A 21,654-nucleotide genomic window follows, 5' to 3' on the forward strand; every position below is an offset into this window, starting at 1 on the left:
CATGCGAGCCGTCCCTCTACTGCCATTACTGCTTGGTGGATGGCTTGCCCTCCCGGTACAGGCTGATGATGCGCAAGACGCAATCAATCGTCTTGCCAAGGTTGATCAGCAGCAGAGCTATCAAGGCACCTTTGTATACGAACGCAATGGTAGTTTTTCTACCCATCGAATCTGGCACCGCATAGCGGACGGTCATGTTCAGGAGCGTTTGTTGCAGCTTGATGGCTCTGCTCAGGAAGTGCTGCGTGTTGACGGACTCACACAGTGCGTCAGCGGCACGCTCGAAGCGGGTGTGGCCAATCCGGCCGACTCATCTGCCCGCGCATTCGATGTAAAAAGACTTTCCGCCTGGTACGACATAAAAATTGTCGGAAAATCCAGAGTGGCCGGTCGTCAGGCAACTATCGTTGCGCTGTCCCCCAAGGACCAGCATCGATACGGCCTCGAACTTCACCTGGATAACGAAACCGGTCTTGTGCTCAAGTCGCTTCTGTTGAGCGAGAAGGGGCAGTTGCTCGAACGTTTCCAGTTTACCGATCTCGATACCGCCGGCGTTCTGTCCGAGCAGTTGCTCAAGGCCAGCGCCGACTGCAAACCTGTGTCTGTGGTGAAAACCAAGCCCGAGCCGTCCATAAGTTCTGTGGCCTGGCATTCTGATTGGCTGCCGCCTGGTTTCGAAGTCAGCAGCAGTGGTGTGCGCAAGGACGCCTCCACGCAATCCTCCGTAACCCATCTGATGTATGGCGACGGTCTGGCGCGTTTTTCGGTGTTCATCGAGGCGGTGAAAGGCGGATCTTCCTCGGATATTCGCACCCAGTTAGGCCCGACGGTGGCTGTTTCGCGTCGCCTCACAACTCCGCAGGGTGACATGATGGTGACGGTCGTCGGAGAAATACCGATGGGTACCGCCGAGCGTATAGCCTTGTCGATGCGTAACGACGAATCTCCAGCCAAAAAATAAACATTTGAAGTCACGAATTCCAGGATGTAAAAATTTTCATCCTGGGTTTCAAGAGTCGCCAGGGCGCATTTAACCTGGCCTGGGCGCAGGTACTGAAATGTTTGGTGAGGTTTGCACGTTGCAAAAACTCTGGTTTTTTTCTATAGGTCACAGCCTCGCAGCTTTGGCCTTTTGTCGTTTCCAGAGGCCATGTCGCTGATCCAGGGATGAGCATCGCTGCTTGAGGTCTTTGAGTCAGTTGCTTGTACTGCTTAATTTTTTGCTCGTTACCAACGGGAGCCATATGTCGATACCACGCATGAAATCCTACTTTTCACTGATTGCCGCTGTGCTGATGCTCGGCCAGGTTGCTACGGTTCAAGCCGAGAACCTGCCGGACTTCACCGGGCTGGTCGAGCAGGCCTCGCCTGCAGTGGTGAATATCAGTACGCGCCAGAAGCTGCCGGACCGCGCCATAGCCAATCAGCAGATGCCTGATCTGGAAGGCTTGCCGCCCATGCTCCGCGAGTTTCTTGAGCGCAGCATGCCGCCAGGTTCGCGTCCGCCGGGAGCAGGCAAGGGTGATCGTCAGCGCGAGGCCCAGTCACTGGGCTCGGGCTTTATCATTTCTCCCGATGGCTACATTCTGACCAACAATCATGTGATCGACGGTGCCGACGAGATTCTTGTGCGCCTGTCTGATCGCAGCGAGCTGAAAGCCAAGCTGGTCGGCACCGACTCGCGTACCGACGTTGCGGTCCTGAAAATCGACGGCAAGGACCTTCCTACAGCTAAACTGGGCAACTCAAATACGCTCAAGGTGGGTGAGTGGGTGCTGGCGATCGGTTCGCCGTTCGGCTTCGATCATTCCGTGACCAAAGGCATCGTCAGTGCCAAGGGCCGCAGTCTGCCAAACGACACCTATGTGCCGTTCATTCAGACCGACGTTGCCATCAATCCGGGTAATTCGGGTGGCCCGCTGTTCAACATGGCCGGTGAGGTAGTCGGGATCAACTCGCAGATATTTACCCGCTCCGGTGGTTTCATGGGGCTGTCGTTCGCGATTCCGATTGACGTCGCCATGGACGTGGCCAATCAGCTCAAGGCCAGCGGTAAAGTCAGCCGTGGCTGGCTGGGTGTGGTTATCCAGGAAGTGAACAAGGACCTTGCCGAATCGTTTGGTCTGGACAAGCCTGCCGGTGCGCTGGTTGCCCAGGTGCTTGAAGATGGCCCGGCTGCCAAGGGTGGTCTGCAGGTCGGTGACGTAATTCTGAGTGCCAACGGCCAGCCAATCATCATGTCGGCTGACCTGCCGCACTTGATAGGCAACCTCAAGGACGGCAGCAAGGCCGAACTTGAAGTGATTCGCGACGGCAAACGTCAGAAACTGACGGTCACTGTTGGCGCGCTGCCTGACGAAGGCCAGGAAATGGGCGATGTTGCTGGCACAGGTGCCGAACGCAGCAGTAACCGTCTGGGCGTGTCAGTGATCGAACTGACTGCCGAGCAGAAGAAATCCCTGGACCTCAAGGGCGGTGTGGCCATCAAGGAAGTTACAGGTGGTCCGGCTTCGTTGATTGGCCTGCAGCCGGGTGATGTGATCACTCACCTGAACAATCAGGCGATTACGTCCAGTAAGCAGTTCACTGAGGTGGCGAAAAGCCTGCCCAAGGATCGCTCTGTTTCGATGCGCGTTCTGCGTCAGGGCCGTGCGACCTTCATCACCTTCAAGCTGTCCGAGTAACAGGGCGGTTTGACCGGGAAGGGTGGCTACGGCCACCCTTTTTTGTGCATGTTTGTTTCCCTTGCGTCTATCCAGGTGCCTGTAAGCGTGACGCCTCTTGCTTAGTTCAGGTACAATTCCCGGCTATTTTTCGGCGGGCAATCTGCCTGCAACCTTTTTGAGTGTTGATCCGTGAGTGATTTGAGTCATATCCGCAATTTCTCCATCATCGCCCACATTGACCATGGCAAGTCGACGCTGGCCGACCGCTTCATTCAAATGTGCGGTGGCCTGTCCGAGCGCGAAATGGAAGCCCAGGTGCTCGACTCCATGGATCTTGAGCGCGAGCGCGGGATCACCATCAAGGCCCATAGCGTTACCCTGTATTACAAGGCCAAAGACGGTATCACCTACCAGTTGAACTTCATTGACACCCCGGGGCACGTCGACTTCACCTATGAAGTCAGCCGTTCTCTGGCTGCGTGCGAAGGTGCGTTGCTGGTGGTCGATGCAGGGCAGGGCGTCGAGGCTCAATCGGTCGCCAACTGCTACACCGCCATCGAGCAGGGCCTTGAGGTCATGCCGGTATTGAACAAGATGGACTTGCCGCAGGCCGATCCGGACCGCGTCAAGGAAGAGATCGAGAAGATCATCGGTATCGACGCCACCGATGCCGTGGCGTGCAGCGCCAAGAGCGGTATGGGTGTGGACGAGGTCCTCGAGCGTCTGGTAGCAACCATTCCCGCACCGACCGGCAACATTGAAGATCCGCTGCAAGCGTTGATCATCGACTCCTGGTTCGACAACTACCTGGGCGTCGTGTCTCTGGTGCGCGTGCGCCACGGTCGCGTCAAGAAAGGCGACAAGATCCTCGTCAAGTCCACCGGCAAGCTGCATCTGGTCGACAGCGTTGGGGTGTTCAACCCCAAGCACACGGCAACCGTTGATCTGAAAGCCGGCGAAGTGGGCTTTATCATTGCCGGTATCAAGGACATTCATGGCGCGCCGGTCGGTGACACCCTGACCCTGAGCACCACGCCCGATGTAGACGTGCTGCCCGGCTTCAAGCGTATCCAGCCTCAGGTATACGCCGGCCTGTTCCCGGTCAGCTCGGACGATTTCGAAGACTTCCGTGAAGCCCTGCAAAAGCTGACGCTGAATGACTCTTCGCTGCAATACCTGCCGGAAAGCTCCGATGCACTGGGCTTTGGCTTCCGTTGTGGCTTCCTTGGCATGCTCCACATGGAGATCATCCAGGAGCGTCTTGAGCGTGAATACAATCTCGACCTGATCACCACTGCGCCAACCGTAATCTTCGAGCTGTTGCTGAAGAGCGGCGAAACGATTTATGTCGATAACCCGTCCAAACTGCCTGACCTGTCGGCCATCGAAGACATGCGCGAGCCTATCGTTCGCGCAAATATTCTTGTGCCGCAGGAGCACCTGGGCAACGTCATTACGTTGTGCATCGAAAAACGTGGCGTGCAGCACGACATGCTGTTCCTCGGCACCCAGGTTCAGGTGAGCTACGATTTGCCGATGAACGAAGTGGTTCTGGACTTCTTCGATCGTCTCAAGTCTGTCAGCCGCGGTTATGCTTCGCTGGATTATCATTTTGATCGTTACCAGTCGGCCAACCTGGTCAAGCTCGACGTTCTGATCAACGCCGAGAAGGTCGATGCCCTGGCATTGATCGTTCACCGCGACAACGCTCATTACAAAGGGCGTGCGTTGACCGAGAAGATGAAAGAGCTGATCCCTCGACAAATGTTCGACGTGGCAATTCAGGCCGCCATTGGCGGTCAGATCGTGGCCCGGACAACCGTCAAGGCGCTTAGAAAGAACGTACTGGCCAAATGCTACGGCGGCGACGTCAGCCGCAAGCGTAAATTGCTGGAGAAGCAAAAGGCCGGTAAAAAACGCATGAAGCAGGTCGGCAACGTGGAAATTCCACAGGAAGCCTTCCTCGCAGTGCTCAGGTTGGAATAGTCAGGTCCTATGTCACTAAATTTTCCGCTGTTGTTGGTCATCGCTGTGTTCGTCTGTGGCGTGCTTGCACTGATTGATCTGGTCATCCTGGCGCCTCGTCGCCGGGCTGCCATTTCGAACTATCAGGGAAGCGTCGGCGAGCCTGACATTGCTGTCGTAGAGCGCTTGAACAAAGAGCCTTTGCTGGTCGAGTACGGCAAATCGTTCTTTCCGGTGTTGTTTATCGTGCTGGTGCTTCGTTCGTTTCTGGTAGAGCCGTTCCAGATTCCTTCGGGCTCCATGAAGCCGACGCTGGATGTGGGTGATTTCATTCTGGTCAACAAGTTCGCGTACGGCATCCGCCTGCCGGTACTGGATCAGAAGGTCATCCAGCTCGGTGATCCGCAGCGTGGTGATGTGATGGTGTTCCGCTACCCAAGCGACCCAAGCGTCAACTACATCAAGCGTGTCGTCGGTCTGCCGGGTGATCGCATCCGCTACACCAGCGACAAGCGGTTGTTCATCAACGGTGAGCTGGTTGCCAAGAAACTGATCGGCACCGAGCCCGGTACACTGGGCAGCGCAGAACTGTACGAAGAACAACTGGGCGCAGTCGAACATCAGATCCGCCAGGAAATGAGCCGATACCGCGCGCCGCCTGACAGTGAGTGGACAGTGCCTGCTGCGCACTACTTCATGATGGGCGACAACCGCGACAACTCGAACGACAGCCGTTACTGGGACGATCCCAATATTCCCAAAGACGAACTGGGCATGGTCCCGGACAAGAACATCGTAGGCAAGGCGTTCGCCGTCTGGATGAGCTGGCCGGAACCGAAACTGAGCCACTTCCCTAATTTTGCACGCGTAGGGTTGATCAAGTAATCGATGCGGCGCTGCCTGGAGCAGCGCCGTATGTCATTTGGGCTGACTGGAAACGCCTCTGAACCCTGAGTCGACCCGGTCGGGCAGGCAGTGAACTCTCGAGGTTGAAGTCGAACATGACGTTCTCTACTTCTCAAAAAGGTTTTTCGCTAGTGGGATGGCTGTTGGTGCTGGCGCTTGTCGCGTTTGCGACGAGCACGGCCTTCAAGCTGGTCCCGCATTACCTCGACTACATGACGATGAAGAAAATCATCGAAACGGTCGACACCAATCAGGCCCTGGACATTACCACGGTCGACGATTTCTACGGTTATGTCGGTAAGAACATGCAGGTCAACAGCATTCGGGATATAGATTTGAACAAGGCGTTGAAAGTGACGGTGGAGAACAATGCGTTCAAAGCTCATTTGAACTATGAGCAGCGTGAACCGTGGTTCCAGAACATCGATCTGGTGATGAAGTTCGACAAGCAATTCAGTGTGGGTAAACCGTGAGCGTATCCTTGAGCCGCCTTGAGCGTCAGCTCGGCTATACCTTCAAGGATCAGGAACTGATGGTCCTGGCCCTGACCCATCGCAGTTTTGCCGGTCGCAACAACGAGCGTCTGGAATTTCTCGGTGATGCCATTCTCAACTTCGTGGCGGGTGAGGCGTTGTTCGAACGCTTCCCTCAGGCCCGCGAAGGCCAGTTGTCGCGCTTGCGTGCGCGCCTGGTGAAGGGTGAAACCCTTGCATTGCTGGCCCGTGGTTTCGATCTGGGCGAGTACCTTCGCCTGGGGTCCGGCGAGCTGAAAAGCGGTGGTTTCCGTCGCGAGTCGATTCTCGCCGACGCCCTTGAAGCGCTGATCGGGGCGATCTACCTGGACGCTGGCATGGAGGCTGCGCGCGAGCGCGTTCTGGCCTGGCTGACAACCGAGTTCGACAGCCTGACGCTGGTAGACACCAACAAGGACCCCAAGACCCGCCTGCAGGAATTTCTCCAGTCGCGGGCCTGTGAACTGCCGCGTTACGAGGTGGTGGATATCCAGGGTGAACCGCATTGCCGGACGTTTTTCGTCGAATGCGAGATCAACCTATTGAATGAAAAAAGCCGAGGACAGGGTGTCAGCCGCCGGATTGCCGAACAGGTAGCCGCAGCAGCTGCACTTATTGCCCTGGGCGTGGAGAACGGTCATGAATGATACAACCGCAACACGCTGTGGCTATGTTGCCATTGTCGGCCGTCCCAACGTAGGCAAGTCCACGCTGCTCAACCATATTCTCGGTCAAAAGCTGGCGATCACCTCGCGCAAGCCGCAGACCACGCGTCACAACATGCTCGGGATCAAGACCGAGGGTGCCGTGCAGGCGATTTATGTCGACACCCCCGGCATGCACAAGAATGGCGAGAAAGCGCTCAACCGCTACATGAACAAGACTGCTTCGGCTGCGTTGAAAGACGTCGACGTGGTGATCTTCGTCGTGGATCGCACCCGCTGGACCGACGAAGACCAGATGGTTCTGGAGCGTGTTCAGTACGTGCAAGGCCCGGTCATTCTGGCGATCAACAAAACCGATCGCATTGAAGACAAGAGCGATCTGATGCCGCATCTGGAGTGGCTGCAAGGCCAGCTGCCGAATGCGTCCATCGTGCCGATCTCCGCGCAGCACGGGCACAACCTGGAAGCGCTGGAAAGCCTGATTGCCTCGCACCTGCCCGAGAATGACCACTTCTTCCCGGAAGATCAGATCACTGATCGCAGCAGCCGCTTTCTGGCTGCCGAGCTGGTTCGCGAGAAGATCATGCGTCAGTTGGGTGCCGAGCTTCCGTACCAGATCACCGTCGAGATCGAAGAGTTCAAGCAGCAGGGCCGCACCCTGCATATCCATGCGCTGATTCTTGTCGAGCGTGACGGCCAGAAAAAAATCATCATTGGCGACAAGGGCGACCGTATCAAGCGCATCGGCAGTGATGCGCGTCGCGACATGGAGCTGCTGTTCGACTCCAAAGTCATGCTTAACCTGTGGGTCAAGGTCAAAGGTGGCTGGTCCGATGACGAGCGCGCCCTTCGCTCGCTCGGCTACGGCGACCTCTAAGCTGCCCTTTCGCCTGACCCTTCTGCGGTTGGGCGAACACTTCTCTTTCGAGCCAGCCTGATGAGCGCGCCCACCGGCCAACCTGCTTATGTGCTCCACAGCCGTGCGTATCGCGAAAACAGCGCGCTGGTCGATTTCCTCACGCCCCAAGGGCGGCTACGTGCCGTGCTGCGCAGTGCCAAAGGCAAGGCAGGCTCGCTGGCGCGTCCGTTCGTGCCCCTTGAAGTCGAGTTTCGAGGGCGTGGCGAACTCAAGAATGTCGGGCGCATGGAAAGCGCAGGCGTTGCTACCTGGATGACCGGCGAGGCGCTGTTCAGCGGCATGTACCTCAACGAACTGCTGATTCGCCTGCTGCCTGCCGAAGATCCGCATCCAGCCGTATTCGAACATTACGCCGCCACATTGCTGGCCCTCGCACTGGGCCGTCCGCTGGAACCGTTGCTGCGTTCGTTCGAATGGCGGTTGCTGGATGACCTGGGCTATGGCTTCGCGATGGACGCCGACATCAACGGCGAACCGCTGGCCATTGATGGCATGTACCGCCTGCAAGTGGATGCCGGGCTTGAGCGTGTTTATCTGCTTCAGCCCGGCCTGTTTCAAGGCACAGAATTGCTGGCCATGTCCGAAGCGGACTGGAGCGTCCCCGGTGCGTTGTCTGCTGCCAAGCGTCTGATGCGTCAGGCGCTGGCTGTGCATCTGGGCGGCCGCCCACTTGTCAGTCGTGAACTGTTTCGCAAGCCTTGATCAGGCTTTATTCTCTACAGCCTGCTTCGACCAGCTCGCCCATTTTTCTGGAGACAACCGTGACCCAAAGCACTCGCATCCTTCTCGGCGTGAACATCGACCATGTAGCCACCTTGCGTCAGGCCCGTGGCACGCGCTACCCGGACCCGGTCAAGGCAGCACTGGACGCCGAAGAGGCAGGCGCCGACGGCATCACCGTTCACCTGCGTGAAGACCGTCGGCATATTCAGGAGCGCGACGTCCTGCTGCTCAAGGATGTCTTGCAGACCCGCATGAATTTCGAGATGGGCGTGACCGAGGAAATGCTCGCATTTGCCGAGCGCATTCGTCCTGCGCATATCTGCCTGGTGCCGGAGACACGCCAGGAGCTGACTACCGAAGGCGGGCTGGACGTCGCGGGCCAAGAAGCGCGGATCAAGGCAGCGGTCGAGCGGCTGGCGAAAATCGGCTGCGAGGTCTCGTTGTTCATCGACGCCGATGAGCGCCAGATCGCTGCTTCAAAGCGCGTCGGAGCGCCAGCCATCGAACTGCACACCGGGCGCTATGCCGATGCTCAGACCCCGACTGAAGTCGCCGAAGAACTGCAGCGGGTCGCCGACGGCGTAGCGTTTGGTCTCGCCCAGGGTCTGATCGTCAATGCCGGTCACGGCCTGCATTATCACAACGTCGAAGCGGTCGCAGCGATCAAGGGCATCAACGAACTGAACATCGGCCACGCGCTGGTGGCTCATGCTCTGTTCGTCGGCTTCAAGGCGGCAGTGGCCGAGATGAAAGCGTTGATCGTGGCGGCGGCCAGATAACTAATCCCTCAGGGCTTGCGCCCCACAATCACAGCGCGCATCGGCGCTGGCAAGCCTTCGACGGTCTTGCTGTGATCGGCAGGGTCCAGATAGTCGCTCAGTGACTGAAAGCGCATCCATTCGGTGCTGCGCTGTTCCTCGATCGTCGTATGGCTGACGTCGACGCAGCGCACATCGGTGAAGCCTGCGCGGCGCATCCACAGCTCCAGCGCGGGGACCGACGGCAGGAACCAGACGTTGCGCATCTGTGCGTAACGGTCTTCCGGCACCAGCACCTGATGAACATCGCCCGGCACTACCAGCGTTTCCATCACCAGCTCGCCGCCTTTTACCAGGCAGTCTTTCAACGCCAGCAAATGGTCGATGGGCGATTTGCGGTGATACAGCACGCCCATTGAAAACACCGTATCGAAGCCTTCCAGGTTGGCTGGCAAGTCCTCAAGTGCGAAGGGTAGATGCCAGGCGGGCAGGTCAGGCAGGTAGCGCTGCATGGCCTGAAACTGGCAGAAGAACAGCCAGTTGGGGTCAACACCAATCACGCTGTCAGCCCCGGCACCAAGCATGCGCCACTGGTAATAGCCGTTGCCGCAACCAACATCCAGAACGCGCTTGCCCTTCAGGTCCAGATGCGGCGATACCCGTGACCACTTCCAGTCAGAACGCCATTCGGTGTCGATATGTACGCCGAACACATTGAACGGCCCCTTGCGCCACGGCGACAGGCCTAATAATGCCTTGCGCAGCACAGTGCGGGTTTCGCCGTTGCACTCGGCTTGCAGGGTAAAGCTATCGTGCAGATCGATTCGCTCGGGCTGTAGGTCCGGAAGCGCATCCAGCGCACTTTGCCAGCGCTGCAAGTCACCATGCCCCTTGGCCATTTTCGTATCGAGCTGGGCTTGCAAGCCGTTTGCCCAATCAGCCAGAGGGGTTCCCGCCAGACGGCGGACAAGAGGAGCGAGATCAATCATGGCAGGGCAATCAACGAGGTGAAGTTAAGGCATTGAAACCAGGGCACCACCTTGGAAAAACCGGCGGCGAGCAGACGTTGGCGATGTTCTTCCAGGCTGTCGGGCTTCATCACGTTTTCGATGGCACTGCGCTTCTGGGCAATTTCCAGATCGCTGTAGCCGTTGGCGCGCTTGAAAGCGATGTGCAGATCCGTCAGCAGCGCATGCTCCTGTTCGTCATCAAAACGCAGTTTCTCCGAAAGGATCAACGCGCCACCCGGCACCAGTGCGTCACGAATGCGACCAAGCAATGTCAGACGCTGCTCTGGGGCGATGAATTGCAGGGTGAAGTTAAGCGCCACCACCGAGGCAGGTTTGAACTCCAGCGCCAGAATGTCACCCTCGATGACCTGCACCGGCAACAGCTCCTGAAACATGGAATTCTGCGCATTGAGGTATTCACGGCAGCGTTCGACCATCGCACTGGAATTGTCTATCGCAATGACTTCACAGCCTTCGCTGCGTACATGGCGGCGCAAGGCTTGAGTCACGGCACCCAGCGAACTGCCAAGGTCGTAGAGCACGGTTTCCGGCTGGGCGAACTGCGCGGCAAGCACTCCGAGGTTTTCGACAATCGTCGGATAGCCGGGTACCGAGCGTTTGATCATGTCCGGGAAAACCCGCACGACGTCTTCGTTGAAGGCGAAGTCAGGCACCTGGGTCAGTGGCTGGGCGAAAATGCGGTCGGTTTCTTTGCTCACGGCGGTTCCGGCGAAGGCTTTGAAAAGCGGGCATTCTAGCCAAGTTGTCGCCGTGATGCATGGTGCAGCGCGTGCCTTCGGACAAGCCGCGGGCAAACGGTCAGTTCACCGTGATTGCGCATTCGAAGGTCTGCTCCGGCGCCACTTCTGGAGCCCACGGCTGCTGATAGGTCATCACCAGTCGCCCGGTGCCTGCATCGGTTGCCTTGTAGCGCCAGACTGACTGCCCGCCGCTACCGACCATCTCTTTGCTCTCGGCGTTGGCATACACCTCCGGTCCAAGGCTGCGCAGGATGTTCTGCGCCGGGTTTTGGGTCAGCCAGCGAAAGCCGGTGGTCGGGTTGCTGGGCAGGGTGAGGATCAGCGTCTGTCCGCTCTGGAGCGTCAGTGGGCAGTCGTTTTCAGCCTCGATGGACACGATGTTTTTCGGTGTTTGCGCACAGGCCGTCAGCAGCGCAAGGCTCAACGGTGCAAGGAAACGGGCAGGGGTCATGGCAAGTTCCGGTTTTGCGAGACGAGGCGCAAGGATAACTGATCGGAGTTTTGTGGGGGAGTACAACAGGTGTCGCGCCCTGGATAGGACGCAGAGCGTCCAGAACTGCATTCCCACGCCGGAGGGTGCGGAACGAGAGGCGCTCGATAGAACACCTCTCATGCCAGTTCAGCGTGGGACCTGCGCAGTATCAATCTTTAGAACAACACCTTCACCACGTCTGCAAAGCGCTTGGCGAAGTGAACGGTGATGCCTTCCTTGAGATAGTCCGGCAGTTCTTCGAAGTTGCCACGGTTAGGCTCCGGAAGGATCAGTTCGTGGATCTTCTGACGCCGTGCGGCAATGACTTTCTCGCGTACCCCGCCGATAGGCAATACGTGCCCGGTCAGGGTCAGCTCGCCGGTCATGGCCACGCCTTTTTTCGGCGGCTGGTTACGCGCCAGGGACAGCAAGGCGCTGGCCATGGTAACGCCCGCGCTAGGGCCATCTTTCGGGGTTGCACCTTCGGGGACGTGTACGTGCACGAACGCTTCATCGAAGAACTTCGCATCGCCGCCAAACTTCGACAGGTTGGCGCTGACATAGCTGTAGGCAATTTCAGCCGACTCTTTCATGACATCGCCCAGTTGCCCGGTCAGTTTGAAGCCGCGATTCAGGGTGTGAATGCGCGTTGCTTCAATCGGTAGCGTAGCGCCGCCCATACTGGTCCAGGCCAGACCTGTGATCACACCGGTGCCTGACAGCACCTGTTCGCTGCGGAACACCGGCATGCCCAATGACGCTTCAAGGTCTTTCGGGCCGATCTTGATCACCGAGTCGGGCGTATCCAGCAGTTTGACCACCGCTTTACGCACCAGCTTGCCCAATTGTTTTTCCAGATGCCGCACACCGGCTTCGCGAGCGTAGCCTTCGATGACGGCGCGCAGGGCGCTGTCGCTGATGCTCAGCTTGTTTTTGGCAACACCGGCTTTCTCCAGTTGCTTGGGCCACAGGTGGCGTTTTGCAATCGCAAGCTTCTCTTCAGTGATATAGCCGGACAGGCGGATCACTTCCATGCGGTCAAGGAGCGGGCCGGGAATTGAGTCCAGAGTGTTGGCGGTGCATACGAACAGAACCTTGGAGAGGTCCAGACGCAGGTCCAGGTAGTGATCGAGGAATTCGACGTTCTGTTCCGGGTCCAGGGTTTCCAGCAGCGCAGACGCCGGGTCGCCCTGGTAGCTCTGGCCCATCTTGTCGATTTCATCGAGCATGATGACCGGGTTCATGACTTCTACATCCTTCAGCGCCTGCACCAGCTTGCCTGGCTGTGCGCCGATATAGGTGCGGCGGTGGCCCTTGATTTCGGCCTCGTCGCGCATGCCGCCCACGCTCAGGCGATAGAACGGTCGCCCCAGCGACTCGGCAATCGAGCGCCCGACGCTGGTCTTGCCGACCCCCGGTGGACCCACCAGCAGGACAATCGAGCCGCTGATCTCGCCTTTATAGGCACCCACCGCAAGAAACTCGAGAATGCGCGCCTTGATGTCATCCAGGCCGGCATGGTGTTGATCGAGCACTTTACGCGCGTGCTTGAGGTCCAGCTTGTCTTCGCCGTAGACACCCCACGGCAACGAACTGGTCCAGTCCAGATAATTGCGCGTCACGGCGTATTCCGGCGAGCCGGTTTCCAGCACCTTGAGCTTGCCTATTTCTTCGTCGAACTTCTTGCGCGCCTGCGGTGGCAGGGTCTTGCCTTCCAGTCGCTGTTCGAACTGTTCGATGTCGGCACTACGGTCGTCCTTGCTCAGCCCCAGCTCCTGCTGAATAACCTTGAGCTGCTCCTTGAGGAAGAACTGACGCTGATGCTCGCCGATCTTGCGATTGACCTCGGCAGAAATTTCCTTCTGCAGGCGGGCGACCTCGACTTCCTTGCGCAGCATCGGCAGGACTTTCTCCATGCGCCTGAGCATCGGCACGCAGTCGAGTACCTCTTGCAGCTCGACGCCGGTGGCTGACGTAAGGGCCGCGGCGAAGTCGGTGAGCGGTGAAGGATCATTGGGGCTGAAACGGTTGAGGTAATTCTTCAGTTCTTCGCTGTACAGCGGGTTGAGCGGCAGCAGCTCCTTGATCGCGTTGATCAAGGCCATGCCGTAAGCCTTTACCTCGTCGGTCGGATCGTTGGGTTGTTGCGGGTATTCAACTTCCACCAGATAAGGCGGACGGTGATGCTTGAGCCAGGTACGAATGCGCACACGGCTCAAGCCCTGCGCCACGAACTGCAACCGGCCATTTTCGCGGCTGGCGTGGTGAACCTTGACCAGAGTGCCGTATTCGGGAAGCGCATCGGTCTTGAAGTGGCGCGGGTCTTCCTGAGGGGTGTCCATGAAGAACAACGCCAGCGAATGGTGCTCGGACTTGCTGACCAGTTCCAGCGTCTCAGCCCACGGTTCTTCGTTGACGATAACCGGCAAGACCTGCGCCGGAAAGAACGGACGGTTGTGGATCGGGATGATGTAAACCTTGTCGGGCAGGTTCTGGCCGGGCAAGGCAAGCGAGGTGCTGTCGGAACTCAGAGACACGTTGTGCTCGTCTGCGTCATCGGGCAAATCTGGCGAGTCTGTCTGCTGGTCGCTCATGGGGCACCTGAGAAGTTGAACATGCTTCTTAGATGGGGCAGCAGCCCTCAGGTTTCAATAGTCTTGGTCGATAGTCTGTAAAGCGGGTGCAAAACCGTCATTTATTAGTTGTTGGTCCAGTCCGTGCTGGCCAGCGCTGGCTTATTTCATTTACGGCGCTGCCGTTATGGGTTGAATCAGGTATGACCAACGTATTTATTTCGGCATTACTGGCTGGACTATGGATGGCATCGGCTGCGAATGCATCGGCTTCTACCTTTACCGCGCAGGTACTCGACAAGCAGGGCAAGCCCCTCGCAGATGCAGTAGTGACGCTCAAAGGCCCGGCTGATCCGTCGCCCGCTGTGCTCAAGGCTGCCATGGACCAGCGCGACCAGGAGTTTGCACCCCATGTGCTGGCGATACATACCGGCACGCAGGTCAAGTTTCCCAACAGCGACAACATCCGCCATCAGGTTTATTCCTTTTCCCCGGCCAAGCGTTTCGAGTTGCGACTTTACGAAGGCACCCCCTCGGAACCGCTGTTGTTCGACAAGCCTGGTGTGGTGGTGCTGGGCTGCAACATCCATGACTGGATGGTCGGCTACATCTATGTCACGGACGAACCCTGGTTCGGCGTGACGGACAGCAATGGCCTGCTCAAACTCGATCAGGTGCCAGCCGGACACTACGCTGCCACGCTCTGGCATCCGCAAATTGAAGACATGCAGCCTGTATCGGGCGGTGAATTCGATGTGCCCGCATCGGGCCTCACCCAGCGTTTCAACCTCGCGGTCGAAGTGAAAGCCGAGGACAAACCCGGCAAGCCGGCCCCCGGTGGTTTCGGCGACGCTTTTCACAAGGCCGCACATGAATGAAATTTAAAGCCAGCTTTCAGGCGCGCATCGCCGGGGTTCTGATTGCCCTGTTGCTGATTGTCGTGGCCGCAGTTTTTCTCGCGGTCAAGGTTGCGACCGGCGACGCGGTGCGCACCCAGGCTCAGGCGCAACTGGAAGTGGGTAGCCGCGTGTTCGAGCGGTTGATTGATCTGCGTGGCAAGCGCCTGCGTGATGCCGTGCAACTGCTGGCGGCCGACTTCGGGTTTCGTGATGCTGTAGCGAGTGCCGACTCATCGACCATTCGATCGGTACTGCTCAATCATGGCAAACGCATCAATGCCAGCGATATGTTCCTGCTGGGCATGGATGGCGTGGTGGTTGCCAGTACCGAGAAAGAAGTGCCGGAGGGGTCCAGGTTTGTCTATGACCAGGCGCTGCGCAACGCCAAGCGTGCTGGTCAGTCAGTGCTTATTATTCCGGGGGGCGGAATACCTCATTTGCTGGTGGAAAGTACCGTGCTTGCGCCGCTGCCGATAGGCCGCGTGGTGATGGGCTTCACCATCGACAGTGGCATTGCCGAAGAGCTGCGTTCTCTCAGTGGGCTGGAAGTGTCGTTTCTCACGGTGGAAAACGGTCAGTCCGGTGATTTGATCAGTACCCAGCCGCCAGCCATGCACGCGGGGCTGGTCGAGCTGATGCGCAGTTCTTCAGAAGGGCAGATGCTGCTGACCGAGCAAGCGAACCTTAACTTCCTCAGCCAGACGCTGATGCTTGCCAAAAGCAGCAATGGCGACGGCGGACAAGTGATCGCGCTCCTGCAAAGCCCGCTGGACAAGGCCTATCAAGCGTTTGCGCCGCTGGATGAAAAGATTTTCTGGATTTCCATGATCGCATTGCTGGCGTCGCTGCTTGGTACGCTGGCGCTGGCCCGCAGCGTGTCGCTGCCTGTGCAGGAGCTGGCTATTGCGGCCAAACGTATTGGCGATGGCGACTATAAAACGCCGGTAACCCTGGTGCGCAGTGACGAATTGGGCATGCTCGCCGACGCGATCAACACCATGCAACAGGGCATCGCCGTGCGCGAAGGGCAGTTGGCTCACAACGCTCTGCACGACAACCTGACCGGCCTGCCCAATCGAGCGTTGGTGATGGAACGTCTTGGCAGTTTGATTGCGGCAAATCGCACGGTCGCCTTGCTGTACCTGGGCATCGAGAACCTGGCCACGATCAACGAAAGTGCGGGTGCCGAAGGCGTTGAGCAACTGTTACGCCAGTTGGGGCAGCGTTTGCAGGGCAATTTGCGGTCTGGCGACACGGTGGCACGGCTGAGTGCCAACGAGTTCTTGCTGTTGCTGGACAACACTGCCAGTGACGGCGCGGTGGGCATGGCCGATGCCGTGCAGCGTTTGCTCAGCGAGCCGCAACGTATCGACAACCATGATCTGATGCTTGAGTGCTGTATAGGCATCACGGTTTATCCGGAACACGGTGATTCGGCTCAGGAACTGGTCAACCGTGCGGCGATTGCACGCAAGGATGCAGCGTTCATTCCCGGTCGCCTGCAGATCTACCAGGACGGACGTGACCTCGCTCACCAGCGTCAGATATGTCTGATCCGCGACCTGCGCAAGGCTCCGCAGAATGGCGAGCTGATGCTCCATTACCAACCCAAACTGGATATCCGTCAGGGCTATGTTCGTCAGGCGGAAGCCCTGCTGCGCTGGACTCACCCGCGCTTTGGCAATGTTTCGCCAGCCGAATTCATCGTCCTGGCCGAGCGCACCGGTAGTATTAACCTGCTGACCAACTGGGTTATCGAAGAAGCAATGCGTCAGCTGGCCGAATGGCGCCAGCGCGGTCTGGTGCTGCAGGTATCGGTCAACATTTCCGCCGACGACCTGCTGGGCGACGATCTGGCCGGCTACGTCATGAAACTGCTCAAGCAATACGCGGTGCCTGCCGAACAACTGGTATTCGAGATAACCGAGAGCGCGGTCATGAGCGAGCCGGAGAAAGCCCTGGTGGTCCTGCACCGTCTACGCGACTGCGGCATCAGCCTGTCGGTCGATGACTTCGGCACCGGTTACTCGTCACTGGCCCACTTGAAGCGTTTGCCGGTGCAGGAGTTGAAAATCGACCAGTCGTTCGTGCGCAACCTGGATGAAACCAGCGAAGACGCGGTGATCGTGCGGTCGACCATTGAAATGAGCCACAACCTCGGACTCAAGGTGGTGGCAGAGGGTGTCGAGTACCAACACAGTCTGGACCTGCTCCGGCGGTGGCATTGCGATACGGCCCAGGGTTACCTGATCAGTCGGCCGCTGACAGCGTCAGCATTCGAGGCATGGATTGCTACGTATCAGGCATCACCCAGTCTTATGGTGAATTAATCCATGTCCTACAAGACATCATTACTGTTGGGTTATCTGTTGGCGGGCGTGGCAGGGGTTGTCCCGACGCTCGCGCTGGGCGACAACGGCCGGCTGATTGCCACGGGCGGCGCGACCAGCATTGAAGGCAGCGCCGGTGGCGGTATCACTCCATGGGCAGTGATCACCGGTTACAGCGAGCAGGGCGAGTGGGGCGCGACAGCCTTCGCCACGCACGTCAATCTGCCCGACTACAACCTTGATGTGGCAGGCCTCGCCGTCGCCTATGGCAACCGCGTCGAGTTTTCCTATGCTCACCAACGTTTCGATATCAGCAACCTGCAGCACAGGCTCAGTCTGCCGGACGACAACCTCAGTCAGGACGTGTTCGGCGTCAAAGTGCGCCTGTTCGGCGACCTGATCTATGAAAGCCTGCCGCAGGTTTCGCTGGGCGTGCAGTACAAGCATCAGAACGATTTCCTGATCCCGAGTCTGGTGGGTGCCAAGCGTGATTCGGATGTCGAAGGGTATCTGACGGCCAGTCGGCTGTTCATGGGCGCGGCGTTTGGCTACAACGTCGTGGTCAACGGTGGCATGCGTTACAGCCGCGCCAACGAAACCGGCCTGCTCGGGTTTGGCGGGGACCGGCGTGACAGCCGCAGTCTGCTCAAGGAGGGCTCGGTAGCGGTGCTGTTCAATCCGCGCTGGGCGCTGGGCGTCGAATATCGCGAAAAGCCGGATAACCTTTCGTTTGCTGGAGAAAGCGACTGGGCAGATGTGTTTCTCGGTTATTTCCCCAACAAGCACTTGTCCGTTGTATTGGCCTACGCCCGTCTGGGCGAAATCGCCACGCTGGATAACCAGAACGGCACTTATCTGTCTGTGCAGGGGAGTTTCTGATGAGACGCTTGCTGATCTGTCTGATGCTGACGGTACTGGCCGGTTGCGCCCAACAGCAACAGCCCCCCAAGGATGACAGTCTGTATCGAGACCTTGGCCAGCGTGCCGGCATCCAGCGCATCGTCGAAGGCATGCTCATGAACGTGGCCAAGGATGACCGGATTGTCGAGCACTTCAAGAAAGTCGACATCGTGCGTCTGCGCGACAAACTGGTCGAGCAGTTCTGCGTCGAAGCGGGCGGCCCGTGCCGCTACACCGGTGACAGCATGGCCGAGTCGCACAAGGGCCAGAACCTTACCCCCAGCGACTTCAACGCGCTGGTTGAAAACCTGATCGCAGCGATGGACACCGAAAACGTTCCGGTTCCGGTCCAGAACCGTTTGATAGCCCGGTTGGCGCCAATGCGTGGCGACGTGGTTGGCAAGTAATTCGTAGCCTTTAAATGCACTCTGACTATCGTGCCAATGCTCCGCGTCCAGGATCGGACGCAGAGCGTCCAGAACGGCATTCCCACGCTGGAGCGTGCGGAACGATAATCTTCAGGGAGAGCACTTACGCGAGAACACTATCGTGCCAATGCTCCGCGTTAGCATGCCGTTGGTGACGCTCCGCGTCACAAATCGCCGCCGCGCCGCGCGCTCAGGATTGGACGCAGAGCGTCCAGAACAGCGTTCCCACGCTGAGCGTGCGGAACGATAATCTTCAGGGAGAGCACTTACGCGAGAACACTATCGTGCCAATGCTCCGCGTTGGCATGCCGTTGGTGACGCTCCGCGTCACAAATCGTCGCCGCACCGCGCGCTCAGGATTGGACGCAGAGCATCCAGAACAGCGTTCCCACTGGAGCGTGTGCAATGAATCTTCCAGCCCCGCCTCAGCTCAGTCGCGTCAGGTACCCCGGCACTTCCTGCTCCGGCAGCACCGACAGCACTTTCAGGCGCTGGAGCATGCGCTGCCGGGCGCGTTGCAGGTGTTCCTTGAGGTTCAAGGCCGCGGCGTCGAAAGCACCGTGCAGCAATAACTCAATGATCAGCCGGTGCTCGGCCAGCATCGCTTCATCCGCGCCAATTTCCAGCAACCGGTAGAAAATCCGGTTGATGATCATCGGGCTCTGCGCCTGACTGATCAGAGTAGCGATCTTGCGGTTTTGCAGGCCGCCCAGACACTGCTGATGCAGGTCGTCCTCAAGGCGCTCTATTTCCTCCAGGCTGCACTGTTCGGCATTTTGCGCCTGAATGACTCTGGCCAGCATGGCCTCCAGAGTTTCGCGACTCAGCTGCGGCGCGGTCTGGCGCAGGGCTTCGGGCTCAAGGCAGGCGCGCAGTTCGTAGTCTTCGGTGATCTCCCGGGCCGTCAGCGGCCCTGCCAGCCACTGTGAATAAGGCTCTTTTTCCACCAGGCCGCGATCACGCAAACGCATCAGCGCCTCGCGAACCACCGCGCGGCTGACGCCGTAGTGCTGCGCGGCGCTTTGTTCATCCAGCCGATAATGACCAAAGGCGATACAGGCCGACAGCGCCGCGCCGATCTCGTCATGAATACGTTCGCCGAGTGGGCGGGTGTCGACCAGCTCTTCGCTGCTGTCCAGCCCGAACTGCTTGTGGCTCAGGCTCAACCGCAACGGCTCGACTTCCCCGGCGTCAGGATTGACCAGATAACCCCGGCCATCGAAACGGCTGATCAAGCCTTCTTCATGCAGCAGATTGAGCGCCTTGCGCACCGGCACCCGGCTGGTGCCGAACAGTTCTGCCAACGGTGCTTCAAGCAGCACCAGTCCATTGGCAGCCGCACCCGAGACGATTGCGTTACGCAACACCTCACGGATCGTGGCGTAACGCGACGCGGTGCGCGTGTCCTCTTCTGACATCGGTTTCATACACTTCTGGCGGTTGACGGGCAATTCTCGCACAGATGCGCCGTTGTCACCCTGGGCCACGTCCTGATGCTCGCTCATGGGGCCACCGTTACTTTTTTGCACTAAAATGTATCTTTTGTAAAAGATACATTATTTCTTTATGACGATCCTGTTCGCCCACGACGCCTTATCGCAACTGATTGATGCCTTTGCAAAAAGGTTTCTAGTACGGCGTTTCCAGCGCGAAAGGGCCGTCAGCTTGATCGGGTCAGGGCGTCGCGACATGCAGATTGGCATGGAACCTGCCTTTGTTAAATGTACATTTTATTAATAAGTACATTTTTGAGGGTGTGATGTCCATGACCGATACCGGGAGTCACAGCGTTACCGGTGATGCCTGCGCACTGGCCGAGGATTTTGCTCAAGGGCGCAGTGACCCTGTGCAGGCTCTGGACAAGGCGCTGCAACAGGCGGCACGCGCCGATCATGTGTTCATTTCCATGAGTATCGAACGGGCACGCAGGGAAGCCGAAGCGTCTGCGGCCCGCTGGCAGCAAGGGCAGCCATTGAGCCCCTTCGACGGCGTGCCCATCGCCTGGAAGGATCTTTTCGACGTGGCAGGCAGCGTCACAACCGCCGGCGCCGCGGTGCGCAACAACCTGTCCCCCGCGCTGCTGGATGCGCCGAGTGTCGGGCTGCTGGCACGGTCCGGGATGGTCAGCCTGGGCAAGACCAATCTCAGTGAATTCGCTTATTCAGGGCTGGGCCTGAACCCGCATTTCGGTACGCCGATCAACCCCAACAGCGACGGCTCGCCACGTATTCCTGGCGGTTCGTCTTCGGGTTCGGCAGTCGCCGTCGCCAACAGAACCGTACCGATCGCCATGGGCACCGATACCGCCGGTTCTATTCGTGTGCCGGCAGCGCTCAACGGTCTGGTGGGGTTTCGCAGCACCAGCCGCCGCTATAGCCGCGACGGCGTTTTCCCGCTGGCGCTGACGTTGGACAGCGTCGGGCCACTGACCCGCAGTGTGCGCGACGCTCTAGTGATCGACGATCTGCTCTGTGCGCGCAGCAAACCTTCATCGTTGATACCACGCAGCCTGGCCGGTCAACGTTTCCTGCTCGATCAGGCGGTGCTGGAAGACGAACGCGTCACGCCGGCCGTTCGCGACAACCTGTTGCGTGCTGTTGAAGCCTTGCGTGCAAGCGGTGCGCTGATCGAGGTCAAGCCTTGCCAGGCATTTCAGGCCACGTTGCTGTTAACCCAGCAACAGGGCTGGCTTGGTGCAGCCGAGGCGTTCGCGCTGCATCAGGCGTTGCTCGACAGCGACGCCGCCAGCCAGCTCGACCCCAGAGTGCGCAAGCGCCTGGAGGCCGCACGGCATATGCCCGCCAGCCTGCTGGTCAATCTGTACGCCGCGCGCGAACGTTTGCAGGAGCAATTGACCCTCGAACTCGATGGCGCGCTGCTGATTACTCCAACTGTTGCTCATGTGGCGCCGCCGCTCGCACCGCTGCTGAAGGACGACGACCTGTTCGTTCAAACCAACCTCGCCACGCTGCGCCTGACCATGCCGGGCAGCCTGCTGAACATGCCCGGCGTGTCGCTGCCCAGCGGCAGTGATGCCTCCGGCCTGCCCACCGCAGTGTTGCTTAGCGCTCCGGCGGGGGAAGACGCACGGTTGCTACGCGCAGCGCTGGCCGTGGAAGCACTGATCGCAGCCCCTTGAACAACCTGTGAATTTTGAAACCGGCCCG

Annotated in this window: 19 protein-coding genes; 14 read left to right on the plus strand and 5 right to left on the minus strand. The window is 58.7% G+C overall.

Going from position 1 to position 21,654, the window contains the following annotated elements; translation table 11 throughout:
- Position 1: 1 nt before the first annotated feature.
- The 9 genes from RYB09_RS07980 to pdxJ all read left to right on the plus strand — a co-directional run bounded on the left by RYB09_RS07980 (position 2) and on the right by pdxJ (position 9,135).
- On the plus strand, positions 2 to 961 hold the full coding sequence (locus tag RYB09_RS07980) for a MucB/RseB C-terminal domain-containing protein (RefSeq protein ID WP_058400818.1): 960 nt from the start codon (positions 2 to 4) through the stop codon (positions 959 to 961).
- Positions 962 to 1,259: 298 nt separating this feature from the next.
- Entirely contained in the window at positions 1,260 to 2,684 is a 1,425-nt protein-coding gene (locus tag RYB09_RS07985) for a DegQ family serine endoprotease (protein ID WP_233424582.1), read from the plus strand.
- A gap of 171 nt (positions 2,685 to 2,855) precedes the next feature.
- Entirely contained in the window at positions 2,856 to 4,652 is a 1,797-nt protein-coding gene (lepA, locus tag RYB09_RS07990) for a translation elongation factor 4 (RefSeq protein WP_058400820.1), read from the plus strand.
- Positions 4,653 to 4,661: 9 nt separating this feature from the next.
- Positions 4,662 to 5,516: a signal peptidase I gene (gene lepB, locus RYB09_RS07995; RefSeq protein ID WP_002554908.1), complete on the plus strand. Its 855-nt coding sequence runs from the start codon at positions 4,662 to 4,664 to the stop codon at positions 5,514 to 5,516.
- 116 nt (positions 5,517 to 5,632) lie between these two features.
- A complete protein-coding gene (locus RYB09_RS08000; protein ID WP_002554907.1) occupies positions 5,633 to 6,010 on the plus strand; it encodes a DUF4845 domain-containing protein in 378 nt (125 codons plus the stop codon).
- Entirely contained in the window at positions 6,007 to 6,696 is a 690-nt protein-coding gene (gene rnc / locus RYB09_RS08005; RefSeq protein ID WP_002554906.1) for a ribonuclease III, read from the plus strand. The genes RYB09_RS08000 and rnc overlap by 4 nt, the downstream gene beginning before the upstream one ends.
- Positions 6,689 to 7,591, plus strand: coding sequence for a GTPase Era (gene era / locus RYB09_RS08010; RefSeq protein WP_003363707.1), 903 nt, complete (start codon positions 6,689 to 6,691; stop codon positions 7,589 to 7,591). The genes rnc and era overlap by 8 nt, the downstream gene beginning before the upstream one ends.
- A 60-nt stretch (positions 7,592 to 7,651) precedes the next feature.
- On the plus strand, positions 7,652 to 8,335 hold the full coding sequence (recO, locus tag RYB09_RS08015) for a DNA repair protein RecO (RefSeq protein WP_316887838.1): 684 nt from the start codon (positions 7,652 to 7,654) through the stop codon (positions 8,333 to 8,335).
- A gap of 59 nt (positions 8,336 to 8,394) precedes the next feature.
- Positions 8,395 to 9,135 carry a pyridoxine 5'-phosphate synthase gene (gene pdxJ, locus RYB09_RS08020; protein ID WP_005746594.1) on the plus strand — a complete coding sequence of 247 codons (741 nt, stop codon included), beginning with the start codon at positions 8,395 to 8,397 and terminating at the stop codon, positions 9,133 to 9,135.
- 8 nt (positions 9,136 to 9,143) lie between these two features.
- Here pdxJ and cmoB read toward each other — a convergent pair whose 3' ends face one another.
- From cmoB to lon, 4 genes are all read right to left on the minus strand, one after another.
- A complete protein-coding gene (gene cmoB, locus RYB09_RS08025; RefSeq protein ID WP_122258639.1) occupies positions 9,144 to 10,103 on the minus strand; it encodes a tRNA 5-methoxyuridine(34)/uridine 5-oxyacetic acid(34) synthase CmoB in 960 nt (319 codons plus the stop codon).
- Positions 10,100 to 10,843 (minus strand): carboxy-S-adenosyl-L-methionine synthase CmoA, encoded by a 744-nt coding sequence (gene cmoA, locus RYB09_RS08030; RefSeq protein ID WP_122258638.1) that lies wholly within the window; start codon positions 10,841 to 10,843, stop codon positions 10,100 to 10,102. Before cmoA ends, cmoB begins: the two co-directional genes overlap by 4 nt.
- Before the next feature lie 100 nt (positions 10,844 to 10,943).
- On the minus strand, positions 10,944 to 11,336 hold the full coding sequence (locus tag RYB09_RS08035; RefSeq protein ID WP_002554900.1) for a protease inhibitor I42 family protein: 393 nt from the start codon (positions 11,334 to 11,336) through the stop codon (positions 10,944 to 10,946).
- Between the two features lie 197 nt (positions 11,337 to 11,533).
- A complete protein-coding gene (gene lon, locus RYB09_RS08040) occupies positions 11,534 to 13,951 on the minus strand; it encodes an endopeptidase La (RefSeq protein WP_122258637.1) in 2,418 nt (805 codons plus the stop codon).
- A gap of 182 nt (positions 13,952 to 14,133) precedes the next feature.
- On the opposite strand from lon, the gene RYB09_RS08045 reads away from it, so the two are divergent.
- Genes RYB09_RS08045 through RYB09_RS08060 form a run of 4 tightly spaced genes read left to right on the plus strand, consistent with a single transcriptional unit; the run spans position 14,134 to position 18,466 of the window.
- Positions 14,134 to 14,808, plus strand: a complete 675-nt coding sequence (locus RYB09_RS08045; RefSeq protein ID WP_219170021.1) for a methylamine utilization protein — start codon at positions 14,134 to 14,136, stop codon at positions 14,806 to 14,808.
- A complete protein-coding gene (locus RYB09_RS08050; protein ID WP_219170019.1) occupies positions 14,805 to 17,159 on the plus strand; it encodes an EAL domain-containing protein in 2,355 nt (784 codons plus the stop codon). The genes RYB09_RS08045 and RYB09_RS08050 overlap by 4 nt, the downstream gene beginning before the upstream one ends.
- Positions 17,160 to 17,162: 3 nt before the next feature.
- Positions 17,163 to 18,038, plus strand: a complete 876-nt coding sequence (locus RYB09_RS08055; RefSeq protein WP_058408047.1) for a DUF3034 family protein — start codon at positions 17,163 to 17,165, stop codon at positions 18,036 to 18,038.
- Complete coding sequence (locus RYB09_RS08060; protein ID WP_058400825.1) at positions 18,038 to 18,466, plus strand: group I truncated hemoglobin; 429 nt, start codon at positions 18,038 to 18,040, stop codon at positions 18,464 to 18,466. Before RYB09_RS08055 ends, RYB09_RS08060 begins: the two co-directional genes overlap by 1 nt.
- 446 nt (positions 18,467 to 18,912) lie before the next feature.
- Here RYB09_RS08060 and RYB09_RS08065 read toward each other — a convergent pair whose 3' ends face one another.
- Positions 18,913 to 19,905 (minus strand): GntR family transcriptional regulator, encoded by a 993-nt coding sequence (locus RYB09_RS08065; protein ID WP_371217845.1) that lies wholly within the window; start codon positions 19,903 to 19,905, stop codon positions 18,913 to 18,915.
- Positions 19,906 to 20,252: 347 nt separating this feature from the next.
- Here RYB09_RS08065 and RYB09_RS08070 point away from each other — a divergent pair, with 347 nt between their 5' ends.
- A complete protein-coding gene (locus tag RYB09_RS08070; protein ID WP_316887844.1) occupies positions 20,253 to 21,626 on the plus strand; it encodes an amidase in 1,374 nt (457 codons plus the stop codon).
- Positions 21,627 to 21,654: the final 28 nt, after the last annotated feature.

The organism is Pseudomonas syringae group sp. J254-4 (assembly GCF_032586855.1).
GTDB lineage: Bacteria > Pseudomonadota > Gammaproteobacteria > Pseudomonadales > Pseudomonadaceae > Aquipseudomonas > Aquipseudomonas amygdali.

What these genes read in the sequence shown, in the direction of transcription:
- RYB09_RS07980 (WP_058400818.1), top strand. Translation starts at nt 2, where the DNA reads ATGCGAGCCGTCCCTCTACTGCCATTACTGCTTGGTGGATGGCTTGCC.
- RYB09_RS07985 (WP_233424582.1), top strand. Translation starts at nt 1,260, where the DNA reads ATGAAATCCTACTTTTCACTGATTGCCGCTGTGCTGATGCTCGGCCAG.
- lepB (WP_002554908.1), top strand. Translation starts at nt 4,662, where the DNA reads ATGTCACTAAATTTTCCGCTGTTGTTGGTCATCGCTGTGTTCGTCTGT.
- RYB09_RS08000 (WP_002554907.1), top strand. Translation starts at nt 5,633, where the DNA reads ATGACGTTCTCTACTTCTCAAAAAGGTTTTTCGCTAGTGGGATGGCTG.
- era (WP_003363707.1), top strand. Translation starts at nt 6,689, where the DNA reads ATGAATGATACAACCGCAACACGCTGTGGCTATGTTGCCATTGTCGGC.
- recO (WP_316887838.1), top strand. Translation starts at nt 7,652, where the DNA reads ATGAGCGCGCCCACCGGCCAACCTGCTTATGTGCTCCACAGCCGTGCG.
- cmoB (WP_122258639.1), bottom strand. Translation starts at nt 10,103, where the DNA reads ATGATTGATCTCGCTCCTCTTGTCCGCCGTCTGGCGGGAACCCCTCTG.
- RYB09_RS08035 (WP_002554900.1), bottom strand. Translation starts at nt 11,336, where the DNA reads ATGACCCCTGCCCGTTTCCTTGCACCGTTGAGCCTTGCGCTGCTGACG.
- lon (WP_122258637.1), bottom strand. Translation starts at nt 13,951, where the DNA reads ATGAGCGACCAGCAGACAGACTCGCCAGATTTGCCCGATGACGCAGAC.
- RYB09_RS08045 (WP_219170021.1), top strand. Translation starts at nt 14,134, where the DNA reads ATGACCAACGTATTTATTTCGGCATTACTGGCTGGACTATGGATGGCA.
- RYB09_RS08050 (WP_219170019.1), top strand. Translation starts at nt 14,805, where the DNA reads ATGAAATTTAAAGCCAGCTTTCAGGCGCGCATCGCCGGGGTTCTGATT.
- RYB09_RS08055 (WP_058408047.1), top strand. Translation starts at nt 17,163, where the DNA reads ATGTCCTACAAGACATCATTACTGTTGGGTTATCTGTTGGCGGGCGTG.
- RYB09_RS08060 (WP_058400825.1), top strand. Translation starts at nt 18,038, where the DNA reads ATGAGACGCTTGCTGATCTGTCTGATGCTGACGGTACTGGCCGGTTGC.
- RYB09_RS08065 (WP_371217845.1), bottom strand. Translation starts at nt 19,905, where the DNA reads ATGTCAGAAGAGGACACGCGCACCGCGTCGCGTTACGCCACGATCCGT.
- RYB09_RS08070 (WP_316887844.1), top strand. Translation starts at nt 20,253, where the DNA reads ATGACCGATACCGGGAGTCACAGCGTTACCGGTGATGCCTGCGCACTG.